At 60.7% G+C, this 20,163-nt stretch carries 20 protein-coding genes and 1 pseudogene; 4 read left to right on the plus strand and 17 right to left on the minus strand.

The genetic code is table 11. The features are described from left to right. Positions 1-6 precede the first annotated feature (6 nt). The 6 genes from PMI26_RS12315 to ubiE all read right to left on the minus strand — a co-directional run bounded on the left by PMI26_RS12315 (position 7) and on the right by ubiE (position 4,107). Positions 7-279: a twin-arginine translocase TatA/TatE family subunit gene (locus PMI26_RS12315; protein WP_007975562.1), complete on the minus strand. Its 273-nt coding sequence runs from the start codon at positions 277-279 to the stop codon at positions 7-9. A gap of 25 nt (positions 280-304) precedes the next feature. Then, the gene (locus PMI26_RS12310) at positions 305-637 is read right to left on the minus strand and encodes a phosphoribosyl-ATP diphosphatase (RefSeq protein WP_007975564.1); all 333 of its coding nucleotides are present in this window, start codon (positions 635-637) and stop codon (positions 305-307) included. Next, positions 630-1,031 carry a phosphoribosyl-AMP cyclohydrolase gene (gene hisI, locus PMI26_RS12305; RefSeq protein WP_007975565.1) on the minus strand — a complete coding sequence of 134 codons (402 nt, stop codon included), beginning with the start codon at positions 1,029-1,031 and terminating at the stop codon, positions 630-632. Before hisI ends, PMI26_RS12310 begins: the two co-directional genes overlap by 8 nt. A gap of 81 nt (positions 1,032-1,112) precedes the next feature. Further along, positions 1,113-2,717 carry a ubiquinone biosynthesis regulatory protein kinase UbiB gene (ubiB, locus tag PMI26_RS12300; RefSeq protein ID WP_007975566.1) on the minus strand — a complete coding sequence of 535 codons (1,605 nt, stop codon included), beginning with the start codon at positions 2,715-2,717 and terminating at the stop codon, positions 1,113-1,115. Next, positions 2,714-3,337 carry a ubiquinone biosynthesis accessory factor UbiJ gene (locus PMI26_RS12295; protein WP_007975567.1) on the minus strand — a complete coding sequence of 208 codons (624 nt, stop codon included), beginning with the start codon at positions 3,335-3,337 and terminating at the stop codon, positions 2,714-2,716. The genes ubiB and PMI26_RS12295 overlap by 4 nt, the downstream gene beginning before the upstream one ends. Continuing rightward, complete coding sequence (gene ubiE / locus PMI26_RS12290; RefSeq protein ID WP_007975568.1) at positions 3,337-4,107, minus strand: bifunctional demethylmenaquinone methyltransferase/2-methoxy-6-polyprenyl-1,4-benzoquinol methylase UbiE; 771 nt, start codon at positions 4,105-4,107, stop codon at positions 3,337-3,339. Before ubiE ends, PMI26_RS12295 begins: the two co-directional genes overlap by 1 nt. 155 nt (positions 4,108-4,262) lie before the next feature. On the opposite strand from ubiE, the gene PMI26_RS12285 reads away from it, so the two are divergent. Beyond that, positions 4,263-4,538 carry a polyhydroxyalkanoic acid system family protein gene (locus tag PMI26_RS12285; RefSeq protein WP_007975569.1) on the plus strand — a complete coding sequence of 92 codons (276 nt, stop codon included), beginning with the start codon at positions 4,263-4,265 and terminating at the stop codon, positions 4,536-4,538. A gap of 222 nt (positions 4,539-4,760) precedes the next feature. Then, positions 4,761-5,045 (plus strand): polyhydroxyalkanoic acid system family protein, encoded by a 285-nt coding sequence (locus PMI26_RS12280; RefSeq protein ID WP_007975570.1) that lies wholly within the window; start codon positions 4,761-4,763, stop codon positions 5,043-5,045. 127 nt (positions 5,046-5,172) lie between these two features. Here PMI26_RS12280 and PMI26_RS31435 read toward each other — a convergent pair. Further along, positions 5,173-5,312: pseudogene (locus PMI26_RS31435) on the minus strand (IS630 family transposase); the annotation flags it as partial. Positions 5,313-5,457: 145 nt separating this feature from the next. On the opposite strand from PMI26_RS31435, the gene PMI26_RS12275 reads away from it, so the two are divergent. Both PMI26_RS12275 and PMI26_RS12270 read left to right on the plus strand, forming a co-directional pair. Then, positions 5,458-5,880, plus strand: a complete 423-nt coding sequence (locus PMI26_RS12275; RefSeq protein ID WP_007975571.1) for a phasin family protein — start codon at positions 5,458-5,460, stop codon at positions 5,878-5,880. A 10-nt stretch (positions 5,881-5,890) separates the two neighbouring features. Beyond that, positions 5,891-6,778 (plus strand): phasin family protein, encoded by an 888-nt coding sequence (locus tag PMI26_RS12270; protein WP_007975573.1) that lies wholly within the window; start codon positions 5,891-5,893, stop codon positions 6,776-6,778. A gap of 192 nt (positions 6,779-6,970) precedes the next feature. On the opposite strand, the gene PMI26_RS12265 is transcribed toward PMI26_RS12270, so the two are convergent. From PMI26_RS12265 to PMI26_RS12220, 10 genes are all read right to left on the minus strand, one after another. After that, complete coding sequence (locus tag PMI26_RS12265) at positions 6,971-7,591, minus strand: TetR/AcrR family transcriptional regulator (protein ID WP_007975574.1); 621 nt, start codon at positions 7,589-7,591, stop codon at positions 6,971-6,973. Between the two features lie 59 nt (positions 7,592-7,650). Then, positions 7,651-9,333, minus strand: coding sequence for a class II poly(R)-hydroxyalkanoic acid synthase (gene phaC, locus PMI26_RS12260; protein ID WP_007975575.1), 1,683 nt, complete (start codon positions 9,331-9,333; stop codon positions 7,651-7,653). Positions 9,334-9,448: 115 nt separating this feature from the next. Next, positions 9,449-10,303, minus strand: coding sequence for a poly(3-hydroxyalkanoate) depolymerase (gene phaZ, locus PMI26_RS12255; protein WP_007975576.1), 855 nt, complete (start codon positions 10,301-10,303; stop codon positions 9,449-9,451). Positions 10,304-10,458: 155 nt separating this feature from the next. Next, positions 10,459-12,138: a class II poly(R)-hydroxyalkanoic acid synthase gene (gene phaC, locus PMI26_RS12250; RefSeq protein ID WP_007975578.1), complete on the minus strand. Its 1,680-nt coding sequence runs from the start codon at positions 12,136-12,138 to the stop codon at positions 10,459-10,461. A gap of 258 nt (positions 12,139-12,396) precedes the next feature. Then, positions 12,397-12,774 (minus strand): gamma-butyrobetaine hydroxylase-like domain-containing protein, encoded by a 378-nt coding sequence (locus tag PMI26_RS12245; RefSeq protein WP_007975580.1) that lies wholly within the window; start codon positions 12,772-12,774, stop codon positions 12,397-12,399. Positions 12,775-12,928: 154 nt separating this feature from the next. Further along, complete coding sequence (gene hslU / locus PMI26_RS12240; RefSeq protein WP_007975581.1) at positions 12,929-14,266, minus strand: HslU--HslV peptidase ATPase subunit; 1,338 nt, start codon at positions 14,264-14,266, stop codon at positions 12,929-12,931. A 54-nt stretch (positions 14,267-14,320) separates the two neighbouring features. Continuing rightward, positions 14,321-14,851 carry an ATP-dependent protease subunit HslV gene (hslV, locus tag PMI26_RS12235; RefSeq protein ID WP_007975582.1) on the minus strand — a complete coding sequence of 177 codons (531 nt, stop codon included), beginning with the start codon at positions 14,849-14,851 and terminating at the stop codon, positions 14,321-14,323. Positions 14,852-15,070: 219 nt separating this feature from the next. Further along, positions 15,071-15,784, minus strand: coding sequence for an SPOR domain-containing protein (locus PMI26_RS12230; protein ID WP_007975583.1), 714 nt, complete (start codon positions 15,782-15,784; stop codon positions 15,071-15,073). A gap of 1 nt (position 15,785) precedes the next feature. Then, positions 15,786-17,522 (minus strand): arginine--tRNA ligase, encoded by a 1,737-nt coding sequence (gene argS / locus PMI26_RS12225; protein ID WP_007975584.1) that lies wholly within the window; start codon positions 17,520-17,522, stop codon positions 15,786-15,788. A gap of 236 nt (positions 17,523-17,758) precedes the next feature. Beyond that, a complete protein-coding gene (locus PMI26_RS12220) occupies positions 17,759-19,978 on the minus strand; it encodes a primosomal protein N' (RefSeq protein WP_033047971.1) in 2,220 nt (739 codons plus the stop codon). Positions 19,979-20,163 lie beyond the last annotated feature (185 nt).

Here is a 20,163-nt window from a genome sequence, read left to right on the forward strand (position 1 = left end):
CTGCGCTCACACGTCTTTGCGGATCGGCTCTTCGACTTTCTGCGCCTGCACGTCGATGGTGTGCGGCTGGTTCACAGAGGCCTGGGTCTGTACCGGCGGAACCGGTTGGGCCGGGGTCGCATTCGGGTCGGCCGGTTTTTCGTCGTCGTTCATGGCTTTCTTGAAGCCCTTGATCGATTCGCCGACGTCAGTGCCGAGGTTTTTCAGTTTCTTGGTGCCGAATACCAGTACCACGACAACCAGGATGACGATCCAGTGTTTCCAGTCAAAAATGCCCATGCTGCTGCTCCTCTCTAATAGTTATTCAGGCGGACGGGCGCGAGGCTTTCTCGGCGTGTCCGGAGAGACCGAAACGACGGTCCAGTTCATCGAGTACAGCCTGTGGATGCTGCCCCAATTGGGCGAGCATGACCATGCTGTGGAACCACAAATCGGCGGTTTCGTAGATCACATCGCTGCAGTCGCCGCTGACGGCGGCGTCCTTGGCGGCAATGATGGTCTCGACCGACTCTTCGCCGACTTTTTCCAGAATCTTGTTCAAGCCCTTGTGGTACAGGCTGGCGACATACGAGCTGTCGGCGGCAGCGCCCTTGCGCTCCTCCAGTACCTCGGCCAGACGGGTCAGCGTGTCACTCATGTTTGTGCCCTGCGCAATAGATGGCATGCGGATCTTTCAGGACCGGGTCGACCGTTGTCCAGTCGCCGTTCTCGTAGACGCGATAGAAGCAGCTCTGGCGTCCGGTATGGCAAGCGATGTCGCCGATCTGCTCGACCATCAGGATGATGACGTCGGCGTCACAGTCCAGGCGCATCTCGTGCAGGGTTTGCACGTGGCCGGACTCTTCGCCCTTGCGCCACAGCTTGCCACGGGAGCGCGACCAGTAAATGGCGCGGTTCTCGGCAGCGGTCAGTTCCAGTGCTTCGCGGTTCATCCAGGCCATCATCAGGACGCGCCCGGTCTTGTGATCCTGGGCAATCGCCGGCACGAGGCCATCGGCGTCCCACTTGATCTCGTCCAGCCAGTTTTTCATCTTCGACTCCGACAGCGGGCTCGACACTTCAATAGTCGAGCTCAGGCGTTGAAACAGTGTGCCAGTGCGCAGCACAACTGGCTATCGGCGCACGACCAGATACAAACCGACCGCCATCATGATGCCAGCTGGCCAATAGTCCAACTGATTCAATGGCCCGCCAGCGGCAAGGATGGCGCCACCGGCCAGATGGGCCGTACCGAGCAGGCGCAGGAACCAGTCGTCCCGGCGTCGATGCCACGCTGGCGGCGGGTCGTAGGCGTGGGGCTGGGACATGCGTTCGAGCAGGTCGCGGGCCATGTTGGCCAGGTGCGGGATCTGTTCGAACTGGCTCTGCACGTTGCCGAGCAGGGCTTTGGGGCTGACCCGTTCGCGCATCCAGCGCTCGAGGAACGGCTGCGCGGTGTTCCACAGGTCGAGGTCCGGGTACAGCTGACGGCCCAGGCCTTCGATGTTCAACAAGGTTTTTTGCAGCAGAACCAACTGCGGCTGAACCTCCATGTTGAAGCGCCGAGCGGTCTGGAACAGGCGCATCAGCACCTGACCGAAGGAAATATCTTTTAACGGTTTTTCGAAGATCGGCTCGCACACGGTACGGATCGCCGCTTCGAATTCGTTGAGTTTGGTTTCCGCCGGCACCCAGCCCGAATCGATGTGTAACTGCGCCACGCGCCGGTAATCGCGCTTGAAGAAGGCGAACAGGTTACGCGCCAGGTAATCCTGGTCTTCCGGGGTCAGGCTGCCGACGATGCCGCAGTCGATCGCAATGTACTGCGGGCTCCACGGATTCACGGTGCTGACGAAGATGTTGCCGGGGTGCATGTCGGCGTGGAAGAAGCTGTCGCGGAACACCTGGGTGAAGAAAATCTCCACGCCTCGCTCGGCGAGCATTTTCATGTCGGTGCGCTGGTCGGCCAGGGTCGCCAGATCGGTGACCTGAATGCCGTAGATGCGCTCCATCACCAGTACTTTCGGCCGGCACCAGTCCCAATAGACTTGCGGCACGTACAGCAGCGGCGAGCCATCGAAGTTGCGCTTCAACTGGCTGGCATTGGCCGCCTCGCGCAGCAGGTCGAGTTCGTCGTAAATGGTTTTTTCATAATCGCTGACCACGTCCACCGGGTGCAGCAGGCGCGCATCGGCCGAGAGTTTTTCGGCGGCGCGGGCGAGGATGAACAGCCACGCCAGGTCCTGGGCGATCACCGGTTTGAGACCCGGGCGGATCACCTTGACCACCACTTCTTCGCCGGTTTTCAGTTGCGCGGCATGCACCTGCGCCACCGAAGCCGAGGCCAGCGGTTCGACATCGAAACGGCTGAACACGTCGCTGATTTTCTTGCCCAGCTGTTCTTCGATCAGCTTGATCGACACCTGCGAGTCGAACGGCGGCACGCGGTCCTGCAGTTTCATCAGCTCATCGGCGATGTCTTCTGGCAGCAGGTCGCGGCGAGTGGACAGTATCTGCCCGAACTTGATGAAGATCGGCCCCAGGTCCTGCAACGCCAGGCGCAGTCGCGCGCCACGGCTCAGGTCCAGGGTCTTGCGCGGGAACCAGCGCCACGGCAACGCGTAACGCAGCGCCCGCAGAAACCACGGCAGTGGCAGGGCGAACAGCAGGTCATCGAGGCGGTAGCGGATCACGACGCGCTGGATGCGCAACAAACGGCGGACGGCAAGCAGCTTCATGCGTTATCGCTTGGGTCGAGGGATCGGGAAAGGCGCTCGAAACGCGCCTCGAGACGTTCCAGATCGAGCTTGATCTGGTCCAGTTCACTGAATCGGGCTTCGGCTTCGCGCTGACCGACAAGGGTGCGCGATTCTTCGGCCAGGTATTCGCCCAGGTTCTGGCCCAGGCTGGCAAAGCCTTGCTGGTACCAGCGGGCGCGACTGCGCAGGTGGCCGCCGACCAGTTGTGTGGCGACCGGGCCGAGCCAGCGCGAGAGCTCGTACTCCCAGTCCAGCTCCAGGTCCTGGAGGATCGCCGCCAGCTCCAGCAGCACGCCGCTGTCGCCGTCGAGTTCGACTTCAGGGCTGTGCAGGATCGAGGTCTTGTCCTTGCTCATGGCCAGTTTCAACAGGCTTGAAGCCGGTGCACGCAAGGTGCAGTCGGCGCCGGTTTCCCACTGGGAGGCGAGCATCAGGCCTTCGTCGCTGGGCAGGATGAACAGGTGCAGCGCCGGGCTGCGGCAATCGACGGCAATCACTTTGCCAGTCAAATGCGCCAGCCGCGGCAGCGCCGTGCTGTCGAGGCGCAGCACCCGGTTCAGGCCGAGTTCAACGCTGGCGAGCAGGCCGGCGAGCAGCATCAGGGCTTGATGCCGCGGTGCAGGGCAACGATGCCTGCGGTCATGTTGTGATAGGTCACGCGGTCGAAACCGGCCTCGACCATCATCGACTTCAGGGTTTCCTGGTTCGGGTGCATGCGGATCGATTCGGCCAGGTAGCGATAGCTTTCCGAGTCGTTGGTGATCAGCTTGCCCATCAATGGCATGAAGGCGAACGAGTAGGCGTCATAGGCCTTGGACATCAGCGCGTTGGTCGGCTTGGAGAACTCCAGCACCAGCAAACGGCCACCCGGTTTGAGCACGCGCAGCATCGAGCGCAGGGCGTCTTCCTTGTGGGTCACGTTGCGCAGGCCGAAGGCGATGGTCACGCAGTCGAAATGGTTGTCCGGGAACGGCAGTTTTTCCGCATCGGCCTGGACGAATTCGACGTTGCCGGCCACACCCAGGTCCAGCAGGCGGTCACGGCCGACCTTGAGCATGGACTCGTTGATGTCGGCCAGTACGACCTGACCGGTCGGGCCTACCAGGTGCGAGAACTTCCTGGTCAGGTCGCCGGTGCCACCGGCGATGTCGAGCACGCGATTGCCGGCACGAACGCCCGACAGCTCGATCGCGAAACGCTTCCACAGACGGTGCATGCCGCCCGACAGAAGGTCGTTCATCAGGTCGTACTTGGCGGCTACCGAGTGGAAAACCTCAGCGACTTTTTCCGCTTTCTGGCTTTCCGGAACGTTTTTGAAGCCGAAGTGAGTGGTGGGTTCGGCATCGCTGCCTTTGCGCTGATCAGTCATATCGCTGTCACCAAAAGAGAATGCGCGACATTCTAATCCCCAAGGCATGCTTTGTCTTGGCAAGGCTGAAGGTAAGATGGGCAACCATCGGGACGTTTTGACGCAGCAGAGGTCAAGATGCCCCGGGAAAGCATCCATAAAGCAGGAGTCATTCAATGGCCCGTATTAGTGTTGAACGTGCCCACGGCCTGGGCAAGGAAGCGGCTCGCGAGAAGGCCGACAAGCTGGCGCAGAAACTTTCCGATCAGTATGGCCTGGAGCCGCAGTGGTCCGGCGACACCCTGAACCTCAAGCGTTCGGGTGTGAAGGGTGCGGTGCATGTCACCGAGGATTCGATCCGCGTCGACGTGGAGTTGGGCCTGATGATGTCGGCCATGAGCGGCATGATCAAAGCGGAAATCGAAAAGGCGCTGGATAAAGCGTTGGCGTGAGTCGGATTTTTCCTCATTTTCCATAAGGTTTGGTGGCGGGAGATGTGAGGGATTTCGCTTCGAGGTGGGCGAAAGTTTAACCGATGGACTGGACGCCTTATGCCAGAGCCTTCTTGTCATTTACCTGAACTGGTGCGCCATTCATGCAGGGATTTGAGTGACTTTTTAAGTGGGGTAACCTTGAGGGTATGGAGATTCACCCCACAGAAAAGGAAGTCAAAAATGGCCAAGGAAATAAGTATCACGCGCCCCCATAAGCTCGGTCTCGACGCCGCGATGGAGAAAGCCAGGGTCCTGCTTTCGGAGTTGGCAACGCAGTACGGTTGCGATTACCGCTGGACTGACAATGAAGTCTCTGTTCGGCACGGGATTACCGGCATCACTGGGCAAGCGTTCGTATCGGAAAATGATATCAAGGTCTATGTTGACCTTAATTTTTTCCAGCGGGTGCTCAAGGGAGTGATCGTATCGGAAATCAACAAAGTCCTCGACAGTGCCCTCGCTTGATCCCTTCAGATGAGTGCTTTTAACAGTGGCGTGGGGCTGTTTTCCAGCATCGTGCCCTGTTTGATGGCTGCACTCTGGGGGCGAAATGAACCTGGTGTGCTGTTTTAGAAATGATTTGCCCGCGAACCCGTGAGGCCATCGCCTCACGGGTTCGCTGTTTTTGTGCAAAGTTGCTTCTCCCTTTGAATTCCAGGCATGGCAAGTCGGCTGTGCATTTCGCAGTGCCAGGAACGTGGTAATCGAGCTCTCCAATTCGCGAACCGCTGAATGACAGAGGGCGTGTAGCCAAGACCGCGAAAAGTTATTTCGGAAACAGCAAGCTAGGGTGCTGTTTCTAATTTTTATCATTACTTTGTGCCTGCGCCCGAATTTTGCGGGCAGTTCCTCAAACCTTCTGCGCGTGAGGTGCACCATGGCCAAAGTTATTTTGAAGAAAAAAATCGACGCATCGACCAGCACGCTGGGCGACGTCAAATCCTATGCCCGCAAGATCTGGCTGGCAGGCCTGGGCGCCTACGCCAAGGTCGGCCAAGAGGGCAGCGAATACTTTCAAGAGCTGATCAAGGCTGGTCAGGTTGTTGAAAAGAAAGGCAAAAAAGTAGTCGCTGAGAAGCTCGAAGCGGCCAATGCCGAGATCGATGACGTCAAGAGTGAAGTCAGCACTTTCAAAGGCCGTGTCGAAGTTCAACTCGACAAGGTCGAGAAGGCGTTCGACACGCGTGTCGCAAGTGCCTTGAATCGTATCGGCATTCCGTCTAAACATGACGTTGAGACACTCTCTGCTAAGCTCGATGAGCTGACGGCATTGCTCGAACGTGTCGCGCGTAAATCTTAAGGAGAACGGGATGGCTGTTAAAAAGAAAACCGAAAAAGAAGGCAGCTCGTGGATCGGGAAGGTTGAAGATTACTCCCGAAAAATCTGGCTGGCTGGTTTAGGCGTGTACTCGAAGATCGACACTGACGGCAGCAAGCTCTTCGATGCATTGGTTAAGGACGGCGAGAAAGCCGAGAAGCTCACCAAGAGCGCTGTTGGCAAGACAGTCGACGCCGCCAAGGACTCCGCTTCTTCGGCCAAATCGCGCATCAGCGGCGTGAAAGATCGTGCACTGGGCAAGTGGGATGAGCTCGAAGGTGCTTTCGACAAGCGTCTGAACAGTGCCATCTCGCGTCTGGGCGTACCGAGCCGCAACGAAGTCAAGGCACTGCACAGCAAGGTCGAGACCCTGACCAAGCAAATCGAAAAACTGACCGGTGCCAAGGTTGCGCCTGTTGCGGCGAAAACCGCGGCAGCCAAGACTGCTGCCAAGACTGCCGCCGCAAAGCCAGCCGCGAAAACGGCTGCCAAGCCACTGGCAAAAGCAGCGGCTAAACCTGCTGCCAAGCCTGCCGCTAAAACTGCAGCGGCCAAGCCAGCGGCCAAACCGGCTGCGGCGAAAGCTGTCGCCAAACCGGCGGCCAAGCCAGCAGCGGCCAAGCCTGCGGCTAAAACAGCTGCAGCAAAACCCGCAGCCAAGCCGGCAGCCAAACCTGCTGCTGCGAAAAAACCTGCAGTGAAGAAGCCGGCAGCTCCAAAAGCCGCCGCGCCAAAACCAGCAGTAGCAGCTGCCAAGCCGGCAACCCCGGCAACCCCGGCAGCCGCTCCGGTCAGTGCCTCGAACTCTGCGACCGCACCGACCCCTGCTGTCACCCCGACTGCCGCGCCAGCGCCATCGACGCCAACCAGTCAGTCCTGATTTTCAGGGCTCAAAAAAACGCCCGGCCTGCCAAGGTCGGGCGTTTTTGTTTGTGCGCGGATTTCTGAGTGACACAAGCCCACTGTGGGAGCGAGCTTGCTCGCGATAGCGGTGTATCAGTCGACATCCATGTTGGCTGAACAGACGCCATCGCGAGCAAGCTCGCTCCCACAGGGTTGGCGGGTGTCAGGCTTACTCGTGTGCTTCCAGGTACTGCATCGCCATTTGCTCCGTCGCCACTTTGATCGGTGGCAACAGATGCGGCGCCACCAGCATCATGATCTGGTAAACCACCAGCCGCACCTCGCCTTCGCGATCGAGAATCCGCTGGTAATCCAGTGAAAACAGCAGGGTCATGGTGATCTGTTCCACCAGTTGCCCTAACGCCTGGGTGTCGCTGACCAATTGCCCTTGAGCCTTCAATCGTGCGAGCAACGACGCCAGTGTGCGCTTGAGTGCATTGAGCAGGTTGCGAATACCCTTGGCCAGTTTCGGCAGGCGTCCGGCGAGGTTCGACAGGTCCTGGAACAGAAACCGGTAGTGGGACAGGCGCTCGACGATCAAATGCAGGAACAACCAGTAATCTTCGGGGCCCAATTCGACGTCGGACGGTGGGTCGAGCAGCGGTTGCAGTTCACATTGAAAGCGCTCGAACAGCCCGAGTATCAGCGGTTCTTTGCCGTGAAAGTGGTAGTAGAGGTTGCCCGGGCTGATGCCCATTTCATTGGCAACTTCCATGGTGGAGACATTCGGTTCGCCCTTCTGATTGAACAACTGCAGGGCACATTCGAGGATCCGGTCGCGGGTTTTCATCCAGTCTTCTTAATGATCGGGTCTTGCCACGGCCGGCAGCGGCCGTGGCGCGTTGAACGTCAGCGCACGCGCACGTAAGTACCGGGTGCTGCCTCCATCGGTGGGTAGTTCTGGTTGCCGAGCGCCATGTGGGTTTCCTTCTGCGCGCCGGAGCGTTCCTGAATCCAGCTCAGCCATTGGGTCCACCAACTGCCGTCGACATGCTTGGCGTCGTAGTACCAGGCACGGGGATCACTGCTCAGTTTGCCGTTCTCGATGTAGTTGGCTTTCGGGTTGCTCGGCGGGTTGAGGATGCTCTGCACATGGCCGCTGTTGGACAGCACGAAGCGCCGTTCGCCACCGAGCAACAGCGTCGAGCGATACACCGCATCCCACGGCGTGATGTGATCGTTGATGCCGGCGACGCTGAAGCTGTCGACGGTGACCTTCTGCAAATCGATCGGCGTGCCACACACTTCCAGTCCGCCCGGGTGGGTCAGCGGGTTGTGCTTGAAGAAGTCCAGCAGGTCGCCATGCAGGGCGGCCGGCAGGCGCGTGTTGTCGTTGTTCCAGTAGAGGATATCGAACGCCGGTGGCTCCTTGCCCAACAGGTAGTTGTTGACGAAGTAACTCCAGATCAAGTCGTTGGGGCGCATCCAGGCGAAGACCTTGGCCATGTCACGGCCGTCCAGCACACCTTTCTGATAGGAGCGGCGCTTGGCAGCCTCCAGCGTCTGCTCGTCGGCGAACAGCGTAGCGGGGCTGTCCAGCTGACTGTCGAGCAGGCTCACCAGATACGTCGCGCTGGACACCCTGCGCAGCTGCCGTTTGGCCTGCAAATGACCTTGCAGCGCGGCAATGGTCAGCCCGCCGGCGCAGGCGCCCATCAGGTTGACCTCGCGTGCGCCGGTGATCGCCCGGCAGACATTCATCGCTTCTTCCACGGCTTCGACGTAGGTCGAGAGCCCCCATTCGCGGTGACGCACATCCGGGTTGCGCCAGCTGATCATGAAGGCTTGCAGGCCGTTTTTCAGGGCGTACTGGACGAAACTGTTGTGCGGGCTCAGGTCGAAAATGTAGTACTTGTTGATTTGCGGCGGCACCACCAACAGGGGCTTGGAATACTGCTTTTCGCTCATTGGCTTGTACTGGATCAACTCCAGCAGCTCGTTGCGGAACACCACGGCTCCGGTGGTGGTGGCGACCGTCCTGCCGACCTCGAACGCTTGCTTGGTGACTTGCCGGGGCAGGCCGTCGTTATGCAGCAGATCGTCCACCAGATGGCTGATGCCTCGCACCAGGCTGTTACCGCCGGAATTGAACAGCTCCTTGACCGCCAGTGGGTTGAGCAGGGTGTTTGAGGGTGATACGGCGTCGTTGAGCAAGGTGAAGGCGAAGTGGGCGCGGGCGCGGTCGTCCGGGCTCATGTTGCTCTCGTCGATCCAGCTTTTGACCTGCTTCTGCCAGCTCAGATAGGCCTGCAGGCTACGGCGATAAAACGGGTTGAGGCTCCACGCCGGGTCGGCGAAGCGAGCGTCCTGCGGGTTGGTCGGGTGCAGGGTCTCACCCAGCAGCACGCGGCCAAGTTGACCGCCGAGTTTGAGGGCATGTCGGGCGCTGTGCAGTGGGTTGCGCAAGCCATGGGCGGCCACACTGCGCAGGGTCGACAGCAGATCCCGGCCGCGCAGGCCGGTAATCGCACTCTGTGCATTGATGAACGCGGCGGGAGTCGCTAAGGACTCCCTCGCTGGTTTCTCGCGCATGATTCAACACTCCTTCGTCTTCAGGCCAAAAACAAACACACTGAACCAGAACACCATAGACGCTGTAACGGGTTGTTGCGCGGCGTGGCGTCCTGCCGACCGCTGAGGCAGCGCTTTAACTGCCCAGTGGCGCCGGACGCGGATGCATCACCGCGCGCTGGCGCTCCTCCTCGAGGAATTTCATGATGATCGGGGCTACCGCTTCGGCCCGGGTAATCAGGAACAGATGACCGTCATCGATGATGTGCAACTGGGCGTTGGGAATCCGCCAGGCCAGCAAGCGCATGTTGACCAACGGGATCAACGGGTCATCGTCGCCGGCCAGCACCAGGGTTGGCTGACGGATCTTGTGCAACCAGTGGATGCTGGTCCAGCCGAGGCCGGCGAATAGCTGCCAGTAGTAACCGAGCTTGCCCGCCGAGCGCACCTTGGCCGCATGGCTGGCGGCCAGCGTCGGGTCGCGACGAAACGCACCACCGTAGATCATCGGCGCAATGCGGATCACGTGGGACGGCTGTATGTAGCGTCGCGGGCTGGCCATCATCCACAACACTTTTGGCTTGCCCGGCACCATCACCGCACCCGCCGCCGTGGCGGCCAGCACGAGTTTCTTGCAACGCTCCGGATAGTCATAGGCGAACTGCTGGGCCAGGGCGCCACCCCAGGACACGCCGATGACGTTGACCTGCCCGTAGTCGAGATAGTCGAGCATCCTCGCCGTGAGCTTGGCCAACCCCGGAAAACGATACGGCCGGTTTGGCGTCGACGAACCGCCGACACCGGGGACGTCGAAGGCGATGACTTCCAGGTCCGGGTCCAGCGCCGCAATGAACGGGAACACCAGCTCCAGGTTGGCGCCGATACCGTTGAAAATCAGCAGGGGCGTCAAGTGAGGCTTGCCGGGGCGTACCGCCGTGCGGAGCGTCTGGCCATCCAGGTCGACGGTACGGAATATGAAGGGTTGCGGCATGCTTCAGGCCCTGTGGGTCGCTTTTTCCAGTTCATCCCCGCCCCCTGTGGGAGCGAGCTTGCTCGCGATAGCGGAGTGTCAGTCAGCGCATATGCCAAACCTGCCACCGTCATCGCGAGCAAGCTCGCTCCCACAGGGAAGTCGAGGTGTGTCAGTTACCGCTCATGCACATAAGTGCCCGGTGCGGCTTCGCCCGCCGGGTACGCCTTGTTGCCCAGTTTCAGCGGAGCTTTTTTCAGGTTGCCCGAGCGCTGTGCCTGCCAGGCCTGCCAATGCAGCCACCACGAATCGGCGTGCTTGGTCGACTCTTCCTGCCAGTCATCGGCATTGGCGGGCATTTCAGTGCTGGTCATGTAGCGCGATTTCGGATTGCCCGGCGGGTTCAGAATGCTCTGGATATGCCCGCTGCTGGACAGCACGAATTCAACATTGCCGCCGAACAGTTGCGCCGACTTGTAGCAGGAGCGCCACGGGGTGATGTGGTCGCTGGTCCCGGCCAGGGAAAAGATATCGGCAGTGACCTGCTTCAGGTCGATCGGTGTGCCGCACACTTCCAGTGCATTCGGACGAATCAATGGATTGCTTTTGAACATTTCAATCAGGTCGCCGTGGAACGCAGCCGGTAACCGAGTGGTGTCGTTGTTCCAGAACAGGATGTCGAACACCGGTGGTTCGTTGCCCAGCAGGTAGTTGTTGACCCAGTAGTTCCAGATCAGGTCGTTGGGGCGCATCCAGGCAAAGACCTTCGCCATGTCGCGGCCTTCCAGTACGCCAGCCTGATAGGAATGGCGCTTGGCGCTTTCGAGGGTTTGTTCATCGACGAACAGCGCCACATCGCTGTCCAGGGTGGTGTCGAGCACGCTGACCAGCAGGGTGAGGGCGTTGACCTTGTTCTCGCCAATCGCTGCGTAATGGCCCAGCAGCGCGGTGCAGGTGATGCCGCCGGAGCAGGCGCCGAGCATGTTCACGTCCTTGCTGCCGGTGATCGCGGTCACCACGTCGACCGCTTCCTTGAGCGCCTCGATGTAAGTCGACAGGCCCCACTCACGCTGCTCCTTGGTCGGGTTGCGCCAGCTGACGATGAAGGTCTGCACGTTGCTGCGCAGGCAGAACCGCGCCAGGCTTTTCTCCGGGCTGAGGTCGAAAACGTAGAATTTGTTGATTTGCGGTGGCACCACCAGCAAGGGGCGCTCGTGCACCTGCTCGGTGGTGGGCTTGTACTGGATCAGCTCCAGCACGTCGTTGCGAAATACCACTGCACCTTCGGTCACGGCCAGGGTCTTGCCGACCTCGAATGCCCCCATGTTGACCTGGCTCGGCATGCCACCGTTGTGTACCAGGTCCTTGGCCAGATGCGAGAGGCCGTCGAGCAGGCTTTTACCGCCGGTCTCGAAGAAACGCTTGACCGCCGCCGGGTTGGCCGCCGTGTTGGTCGGAGCCAAGGCCTCGGTCATGAGGTTGATCACGAAGTGCCCGCGGCTGACATCCTTGGCCGGCAGGTTGCTGTCATCGATCCAGTCGTGGAGTTCCTTGCGCCACGCCAGGTAGGTTTGCAAATAACGTTTGTAGAGCGGGTTCTGGCTCCAGGCCGGATCGGCGAAGCGACGGTCATCGCCATTCGGAAGAAGCTCGGATTTGCCTAGCAGTACATTCTTGAGTTCAAGGCCGAAATGGGCGACATGCTTGGCGCTGTGAATCGGTTGTTTGATGGCCTGCCTGAGCACCATGCGAGCAGAAGCCAGTAGATCTTTTCCACGCAATCCAACGACAGGATTCAGCCCCAAGGTGTTTTCGGAGGCTTGCTGCTTCAAGTCATCGTTATTCTTGTTACTCATCTACGACGCTCCAATGTCCTGAGACGAGTACCCGGGGCCTGATGTGCAGTCACACAACCAATTCCAGGTACTGCTGCTCGGGTGACCGTTAATACTGCATCGCTGCTTTTGTTCGCAGTGAGCACTGCAGGGAACTTGCCAGTTCCATTGGTTACCCGAGTTTAATTTTTTTCGCAAGCAGGCCAATCGACGGCCCTGGAGCGGAGCATTCAAACAGATGAAATTAGAAAATGCCCTCTAAAGAGCAAGAGGCTCGAATTAGAGCATCAGCTTGACGACGGATTCGTTCGGGTCGCGGGTTTTTCCGGCCGCTTTGAGTTCGGCCAGATAATCTTCCCACAGTGCGTCATAACGTCGCGCCAGTTCGTAGAGGTATTCCCAGGTGAACAGGCCGCTGTCGTGACCGTCATCGAAGGTCAGTTTCAGTGCGTATTGACCGGCCGGTTCTATCTTGGTCAGGCCTACGTTGATCTTGCCAAATTGCAGGATGGGTTTGCCGTGGCCCTGGACCTCGGCGGAAGGAGAGTGCACGCGCAGGAACTCGGCGGGCAGGGTGTATTCCTCGCCGGACGCGTATTTCAGCGACAGGGTTTTCGAGGCTTTGTGCAGCTTGATGTCGGTGGGGAGTTGGGTCATGAGTGGATGTCCGTTTGTGTGTGGGACCCCGATTCAAATGTGGGAGCGGGCTTGCTCGCGAAGGGGCCTTAACATTCAACAGTGATGTTGATTGTCAGACCGCTTTCGCGAGCAAGCCCGCTCCCACAGGGTCCGTCATCGCTGTAAGTATGGTTTACAGGATATAACGGGACAGGTCTTCGTTCTGCGCCAATTCGCCCAGGTGGCTGTTGACGTAGTCGGCGTCGATCTGGATCACCTTGCCGTCATGGGTGCTGGCCAGGTCGCCGGCGCTGAACGACACCTCTTCGAGCAGGCGCTCGAGCAGGGTGTGCAGGCGACGGGCACCGATGTTTTCGGTTTTTTCGTTGACCTGCCAGGCGATCTCCGCGATGCGCTTGATGCCGCTCGGCTGGAACTCGATGCCCAGGCCCTCGGTTTTCAGCAGCGCGCAGTATTGCTCGGTGAGCGAGGCGTGCGGTTCGCTGAGGATGCGTTCGAAGTCTTCCGGGCTCAGGGCCTTGAGTTCGACACGGATCGGCAGACGGCCTTGCAATTCGGGCACCAGATCGCTTGGCTTGCTCAGGTGGAACGCGCCGGATGCAATGAACAGGATGTGGTCGGTCTTGACCATGCCCAGCTTGGTGTTGACGGTGCAGCCTTCGATCAGCGGCAGCAAGTCGCGCTGCACGCCTTCGCGGGACACATCGACGCCACCGGAGTTACCACGCTTGGCGACCTTGTCGATTTCGTCGATGAACACGATGCCGTGCTGCTCGACGGCTTCCAGGGCCTTGGCCTTCAACTCTTCATCGTTGACCAGGCGGCTGGCTTCTTCGTCGCGCACCATCTTCAGCGCTTCTTTGACCTTGAGCTTGCGGGCTTTTTTCTTGCCCTTGCCCATGTTGGCAAACAGGCTTTGCAGCTGGTTGGTCATTTCTTCCATGCCCGGTGGCGCGGAGATGTCGACGCCGGCCATCTCGGCGACTTCGATTTCGATCTCCTTGTCGTCCAGCTGACCTTCGCGCAGGCGCTTGCGGAACAGCTGGCGGGTGTTGGAATCGGCAGTCGGGGCGTCGTCGTTGCTGAAGCCCATGCGCGCCGGTGGCAGCAGGGCGTCGAGGATGCGCTCTTCGGCGGCGTCTTCGGCGCGGTGGCGAACCTTGACGATTTCCTGCTCGCGCAGCAGCTTGATCGCGGCATCGGCCAGGTCACGAATGATCGATTCGACGTCGCGGCCGACATAGCCGACTTCGGTGAACTTGGTCGCTTCGACCTTGATGAACGGCGCATTGGCCAGTTTCGCCAGGCGACGGGCGATCTCGGTTTTACCGACGCCGGTCGGGCCGATCATCAGGATGTTCTTTGGTGTGACTTCAACGCGCAGCTCTTCAGGCAGCTGCATGCGACGCCAGCGGTTGCGCAGGGCAATGGCGACGGCGCGCTTGGCATCGTCCTGGCCGATGATGTGGCGGTTGAGTTCGTGGACGATTTCACGGGGAGTCATGGACATAATATTCAGTGGACCTCAAGCAAGAATGAGCCGTGGTGCGGTGGCTGCACGGGCTTACTCGGCGCAGTCCTGCTCCTCAATGGTCTGGGTGTGGTTGGTGAATACACAGATGTCGCCGGCGATGCCGAGGGCGGTTTCGACGATTTCCCGGGCTGACAGGTCGGTCTTTTTCAGCAGCGCGCTGGCCGCGGCCTGGGCGTAGGCGCCACCGGAACCCATGGCGATCAGGCCGTCTTCGGGTTCGACCACGTCACCGTTGCCGGTAATAATCAGGGAGGCGTCTTTGTTGGCGACCGCGAGCATGGCTTCAAGGCGGCTCAGGGAGCGGTCGGTGCGCCATTCTTTGGCGAGTTCGACGGCGGCGCGCACCAGGTGGCCCTGGTGTTTTTCAAGCTGGCCTTCGAAACGTTCGAAGAGGGTAAAGGCGTCGGCGGTGGCACCGGCAAAACCGGCAATGACCTGGCCGTGGTACAGGCGGCGAACTTTTTTCGCGTTGCCTTTCATCACGGTATTACCAAGGGAAACCTGGCCGTCGCCGCCCATGACGACTTTGCCGTGGCGGCGAACTGAAACGATGGTGGTCAAGGGAAGAGTCTCCACGCAGCGGGGCGAAAATGCCTTATGCCCATTCATATGGGGGTGCTGGAGTGGATTTCAACTGTAGGACGGGAGAGGGGACGAGTGGTGCGAGGCGCGTAGGAGCTGCCGCAGGCTGCGATCTTTTGATTTTGTTTTTTCAGGATCAAAAGATCGCAGCCTGCGGCAGCTCCTACAGGGGGCGGTGACTTCCGGGCGGGCAGGTAATCAGCGGCTCTGGCGTTGTTGTAACAACAGATTGCTGAAGCCGGCGCCGGCCAGTTGTTTCTGGGCGGTCGTCAGTTGTTCGCGGTTGCTGAACGGTCCGACCAGCACCCGATACCAGGTTTCGTCCTTCACCGTCCCGGACTCAACCGCCACAGCCTGGCCCAGCAGAATGATCTGCGCCCGAACCTTGTCCGCATCGGTCTCCTTGCGGAACGAGCCAGCCTGCAGGAAAAACTTCGTCACCGGCGCAGCCTTGACCGGCGGCGCTGGCGGCGGCGTGATCCCGGCCAATGCAGCCTGGGCGCGAGCCGTGTCGATCTTCGCCGCTTCGGCCGGGGTGACCGGCGTTGTCGGGATGGCCGGCACTTGCGGCGTCGGCAGGGTTTTTTCCGGCACGGCATCCGGCGGCACGATGACTTCCGATTCCGGCAGCAAGGTGTAGAAGTCGTACTTCGGCTTCACCGGTTGCGTCGGGCTCGGCGGGGTCTTGTTGGCCTCGGCGATCTTGCTGGCTTTCTGCTGTTGCTGTTGCTCGACCTTTTCACGCTTGACTGTGTCGCTGCCCTTGCCCGGTTCCAGCTTCATCAGGAACACGATGAACGCGCCGACCGTCAGGCCGATGGCCATCCACAGCCAGCCCGGGATCGGTTGCTTTGCAGGAGCTTGGTAACGGCTGGCGCCACGCTTGGGTGCAGGTTTTTTCTTGGCAGCCAACTTACATACGCTCCAGAGTTTCCAGGCCCAAGAGTTCCAGGCCTTGCTTGAGAGTGCGACCGGTCAACGCGGCGAGGCGCAGGCGGCTCTGCATTTGTGCCGGGGTGTCGGCGGCGAGGATCGGGCAGTTCTCGTAGAAGCTGGAGAACAGGCCGGCGACGTCGTACAGGTAGGTGCAGAGGATGTGCGGGGTGCCTTTTTCGGACACGTTGTTCAGGATCTCGCCAAACTGCGCGAGCTTCGCTGCCAGTTCGAGTTCGTGCGTCGCTTCGAGGACAATCTGGCCGTCGACTTCGCTGAAGTCCTTGCCGAGTTTGCGGAACACGCCGGCTACGCGGGTGTAGGCGTACAGCAGGTAGGGTGCGGTGTTGCCTTCGAAGTTGAGCATCAGGTCGAAGTTGAAGCTGTAGTCGCTGGTGCGGTGCTTGGACAGGTCGGCGTATTTCACTGCGCCGATGCCCACCACCTTGGCGATGTTGCGCAACTCGGCCTCGGCCAGCTCCGGGTTCTTGTCCTTGACCAGGGTGTAGGCACGTTCCTGGGCTTCGGTCAGCAGGTCGATCAGCTTCACGGTGCCGCCATCACGGGTCTTGAACGGACGGCCGTCAGCGCCGTTCATGGTGCCGAAGCCCATGTGTTCCATTTCCATCGGATGGGTCACGAAACCGGCCTTGCGCGCCACGGCAAACACTTGCTGGAAGTGCAGGGCCTGACGCTGGTCGACGAAGTACAGCGCGCGATCGGCCTTGAGCTTGCCACTGCGGTAGCGCACGGCCGCCAGGTCGGTGGTGGCGTAGAGGTAACCGCCGTCAGCCTTGACGATGATCACCGGCAGCGGGTCGCCGTCGGCGTTCTTGAATTCGTCGAGGAACACGCACTGGGCGCCATTGCTCTCGACCAGCATGCCAGCGGCTTTCAAATCGTTGACCACGTTGATCAGGTCGTCGTTGTAGGCGCTTTCGCCCATCACGTCGGCCATGGTCAGTTTGACGTTGAGCAGTTCGTAGATCTTCTGGCAGTGGGACAGGGAGATGTCCTTGAACTTGGTCCACAGGGCCAGGCAGTCGGCATCGCCGGCCTGCAGCTTGACCACCAGGCCACGGGCGCGGTCGGCGAACTCTTCGGATTCGTCGAAGCGCTGCTTGGCGGCGCGGTAGAAATTTTCCAGATCCGACAGCTCGTCGCTGGTGATCGGGTTTTCCTGCAGGTAAGCCATCAGCATGCCGAACTGGGTGCCCCAGTCGCCGACGTGGTTCTGACGGATCACGGTATCGCCGAGGAATTCGAGAACGCGGGCCACGCCGTCGCCGATGATGGTCGAGCGCAGGTGGCCGACGTGCATCTCCTTGGCCAGGTTCGGTGCCGACAGGTCGACCACGGTGCGCTGTACCGGGCCGGCCTTGCGCACGCCGATGTGGTCATCGGCCAGGGCGGCGTCCAGGCGGGTCGCCAGGGCGTCGGTGTTCTGGAAGAAGTTCAGGAAGCCGGGACCTGCGATTTCGGTCTTGGAAACGTTTTCGTCAGCCGGCAGCGCGGCGATGATTTTTTCCGCCAGATCGCGGGGCTTCATGCCGGCCGGCTTGGCCAGCATCATGGCGATGTTGCTGGCGAAGTCGCCGTTCTTCTTGTCGCGGGAGTTTTCCACCTGGATCGCCGGCGACAGGCCTTCAGGCAACACACCTTCGTTGACGAGTTGGGTGATGGCTTGTTGGATCAGCTGGCGAATGGTGTCTTTCATGGTCTTCTCTTTCGACCGCAGGCGCGGCGGCGCATCATGCGCTGGTGGAAAAACTGGGCATTATCCGTTGCGAAGACGGGCTTGCCAACCTTAGCAGGCAGGTTGTGGATGTGTGGTGACAATTCGACCGCAATCGCGAGCAAGCTCGCTCCCACAGGTTTTGTGGTGGATACAAATTGTATGCCCATTGAAATACCATTGTGGGAGCGAGCTTGCTCGCGATTACGGGTTTGAAATCAATACAAATCCACAGGATCAACATCCAGCGACCAGCGCACCGCCCGCCCACTCGGCATCTGCTCCAGCACCAACAGCCAACTGGCCAACAACCGATGCAACGGCGCCCGGGCCGTAGCCTGCAACAACAACTGCGCACGATAACGCCCCGCCCGTCGCTCCATTGGCGCCGGCACCGGCCCCAACAGTTCGATCCCGGTCAAACCCTGTTCAGCCAACAAGCGCTCGGCCTCGCTGCACGCCTCATCGAGAAAACCTTCGGCCTGGCCCGGTTTATGCGCTTCGGCCCGCAACAACGCCAAATGCGCAAACGGCGGCAAACCAGCCGCGCGGCGTTCGCTCAGGGCCTGTTCGGCGAAAGCGAAATAGCCTTGCTCGGTCAGTTGCACCAGCAGCGGGTGGTCGGCCAGGTGCGTCTGGATAATCACCTTGCCCGGCTCTTCGGCGCGGCCTGCGCGGCCGGCGACCTGGACGATCAACTGCGCCATGCGTTCGCTGGCGCGGAAGTCGCCGGAGAACAGGCCGCCGTCGGCGTCGAGGATCGACACCAGCGTCACCCGTGGGAAGTGGTGGCCTTTGGCAAGCATTTGCGTGCCGATCAGGATGCACGGCTGGCCTTTCTGAATAGTCGCGAACAGCTGGTTCATCGCGTCCTTGCGTGATGTGCTGTCGCGGTCGACCCGCAGCACCGGATAGTCCGGGAACAGAATCGCCAGGCGCTCCTCGGCCCGCTCGGTGCCGGCGCCGACGGGGCGCAGATCGACCTTGTTGCATTTCGGGCACTGGCGCGGCACGCGTTCGACGTAGCCGCAGTGGTGGCAGCGCAGCTCGCCGTAACGCTGATGCACGGTCATTCGCGCATCGCAGCGTTGGCACTCGGACATCCAGCCGCAATCGTGACACAGCAGGGTCGGGGCGAAGCCGCGGCGGTTGAGGAACACCAGTACCTGCTGCCCGGCGGCCAGGGTCTGGCCGATGGCCTGCTGCATCGGCCCGGAAATGCCGCTGTCCAGCGGGCGGCTTTTTACGTCCAGGCGCAGGAAACGTGGCTGTTTGGCCCCGCCGGCGCGCTCATTCAGGCGCAGCAGCCCGTAGCGGCCGGTGTAGGCGTTGTGCAGGCTTTCCAGCGAGGGCGTGGCGGAGCCGAGGACGATCGGGATGTTTTCCTGTCTCGCCCGCACCAGCGCCAAGTCACGGGCGTGGTAGCGCAAGCCTTCCTGCTGTTTATAGGAACCGTCGTGCTCTTCGTCGATGATGATCAGGCCGGGGTTCTTCATCGGCGTGAACAGGGCCGAACGGGTGCCGATAATGATGTCGGCCTCACCGTCACGGGCGGCTAGCCAGGCATCGAGGCGTTCGCGGTCATTGACCGCCGAATGGATCAGCGCGATGCGGGCATTGAAGCGCTGTTCGAAGCGCGCCAGGGTCTGCGGGCCGAGGTTGATTTCCGGGATCAGCACCAGTGCCTGCTTGCCGGCCTCCAGGGTTTCACGGATCAACTGCAGATAGACTTCGGTCTTGCCGCTGCCGGTGACGCCGGCCAGCAGGAACGCGTGGTAACTGTCGAAACCGGCGCGAATGGCCTCATAGGCGGCGCGCTGCTCCGGGTTCAGTGGCAGTTCCGGTTGCGCCAGCCAGTGTTCGTGGCGTGCGCCGGGGGCGTGGCGACGGATCTCGACCTGCACCAGCTCCTTGGCCAGCAGCAAGTCCAGGCTGTCCTTGCTCAGCATCAGTTTGCTCAACAACTGATGGGCGACGCCGTGGGGATGCTGGGCCAGCGTGGCCAGGGCTTCACGCTGGCGCGGGGCGCGGGCGATGCGCGGATCATCGAGACTGGCGCCTGGCGCGGCAGACCAGAAGCGTTCCTGGCGCGCTTCTGCCAGCTCACCCTGGCGCAGCAGCACCGGCAATGCCCAGCTCAAGGTGTCGCCGAGGCTGTGCTGATAGTACTGAGAGGTCCACAGGCACAGCTTGAACAGCGCGGGCGGCAGGGGTGGCGTAGCGTCGAGCAGGGCCAGGGCCGGCTTGAGTTTCTCGGCCGGCACTTCGCTGGTGTCGGTGACTTCCACCAGAATCCCGATCATCTCGCGCCGGCCGAACGGTACCCGCAGGCGCATGCCAGGGTGCAGTTGGGCACGCAGGACACCGGCCGGAGCGCGGTAGTCGAACAGGCGGCGCAGCGGCGAAGGCAGGGCGAGGCGCAGAATGGCGTCGGGCACGCGGGGGATTCTCTTTGCGGGCAGTAAATGAAAGGCTGGACCCATAACCTGTGGGAGCGAGCTTGCTCGCGATGAGGCCCTGTCAGTCAGCATTTATGTTGCCTGACACGACGCTATCGCGAGCAAGCTCGCTCCCACAGGGGAATGTGCTTTGGGCCGGGAGCCTAGCAGACGGTCGGTAGAAG

This window comes from Pseudomonas sp. GM33 (assembly GCF_000282295.1).
GTDB classification, from domain to species: domain Bacteria; phylum Pseudomonadota; class Gammaproteobacteria; order Pseudomonadales; family Pseudomonadaceae; genus Aquipseudomonas; species Aquipseudomonas laurylsulfatiphila.

What these genes read in the sequence shown, in the direction of transcription:
- PMI26_RS12315 (WP_007975562.1), bottom strand. Translation starts at nt 279, where the DNA reads ATGGGCATTTTTGACTGGAAACACTGGATCGTCATCCTGGTTGTCGTG.
- PMI26_RS12310 (WP_007975564.1), bottom strand. Translation starts at nt 637, where the DNA reads ATGAGTGACACGCTGACCCGTCTGGCCGAGGTACTGGAGGAGCGCAAG.
- hisI (WP_007975565.1), bottom strand. Translation starts at nt 1,031, where the DNA reads ATGAAAAACTGGCTGGACGAGATCAAGTGGGACGCCGATGGCCTCGTG.
- ubiB (WP_007975566.1), bottom strand. Translation starts at nt 2,717, where the DNA reads ATGAAGCTGCTTGCCGTCCGCCGTTTGTTGCGCATCCAGCGCGTCGTG.
- PMI26_RS12295 (WP_007975567.1), bottom strand. Translation starts at nt 3,337, where the DNA reads ATGCTGCTCGCCGGCCTGCTCGCCAGCGTTGAACTCGGCCTGAACCGG.
- ubiE (WP_007975568.1), bottom strand. Translation starts at nt 4,107, where the DNA reads ATGACTGATCAGCGCAAAGGCAGCGATGCCGAACCCACCACTCACTTC.
- PMI26_RS12285 (WP_007975569.1), top strand. Translation starts at nt 4,263, where the DNA reads ATGGCCCGTATTAGTGTTGAACGTGCCCACGGCCTGGGCAAGGAAGCG.
- PMI26_RS12280 (WP_007975570.1), top strand. Translation starts at nt 4,761, where the DNA reads ATGGCCAAGGAAATAAGTATCACGCGCCCCCATAAGCTCGGTCTCGAC.
- PMI26_RS12275 (WP_007975571.1), top strand. Translation starts at nt 5,458, where the DNA reads ATGGCCAAAGTTATTTTGAAGAAAAAAATCGACGCATCGACCAGCACG.
- PMI26_RS12270 (WP_007975573.1), top strand. Translation starts at nt 5,891, where the DNA reads ATGGCTGTTAAAAAGAAAACCGAAAAAGAAGGCAGCTCGTGGATCGGG.
- PMI26_RS12265 (WP_007975574.1), bottom strand. Translation starts at nt 7,591, where the DNA reads ATGAAAACCCGCGACCGGATCCTCGAATGTGCCCTGCAGTTGTTCAAT.
- phaC (WP_007975575.1), bottom strand. Translation starts at nt 9,333, where the DNA reads ATGCGCGAGAAACCAGCGAGGGAGTCCTTAGCGACTCCCGCCGCGTTC.
- phaZ (WP_007975576.1), bottom strand. Translation starts at nt 10,303, where the DNA reads ATGCCGCAACCCTTCATATTCCGTACCGTCGACCTGGATGGCCAGACG.
- phaC (WP_007975578.1), bottom strand. Translation starts at nt 12,138, where the DNA reads ATGAGTAACAAGAATAACGATGACTTGAAGCAGCAAGCCTCCGAAAAC.
- PMI26_RS12245 (WP_007975580.1), bottom strand. Translation starts at nt 12,774, where the DNA reads ATGACCCAACTCCCCACCGACATCAAGCTGCACAAAGCCTCGAAAACC.
- hslU (WP_007975581.1), bottom strand. Translation starts at nt 14,266, where the DNA reads ATGTCCATGACTCCCCGTGAAATCGTCCACGAACTCAACCGCCACATC.
- argS (WP_007975584.1), bottom strand. Translation starts at nt 17,522, where the DNA reads ATGAAAGACACCATTCGCCAGCTGATCCAACAAGCCATCACCCAACTC.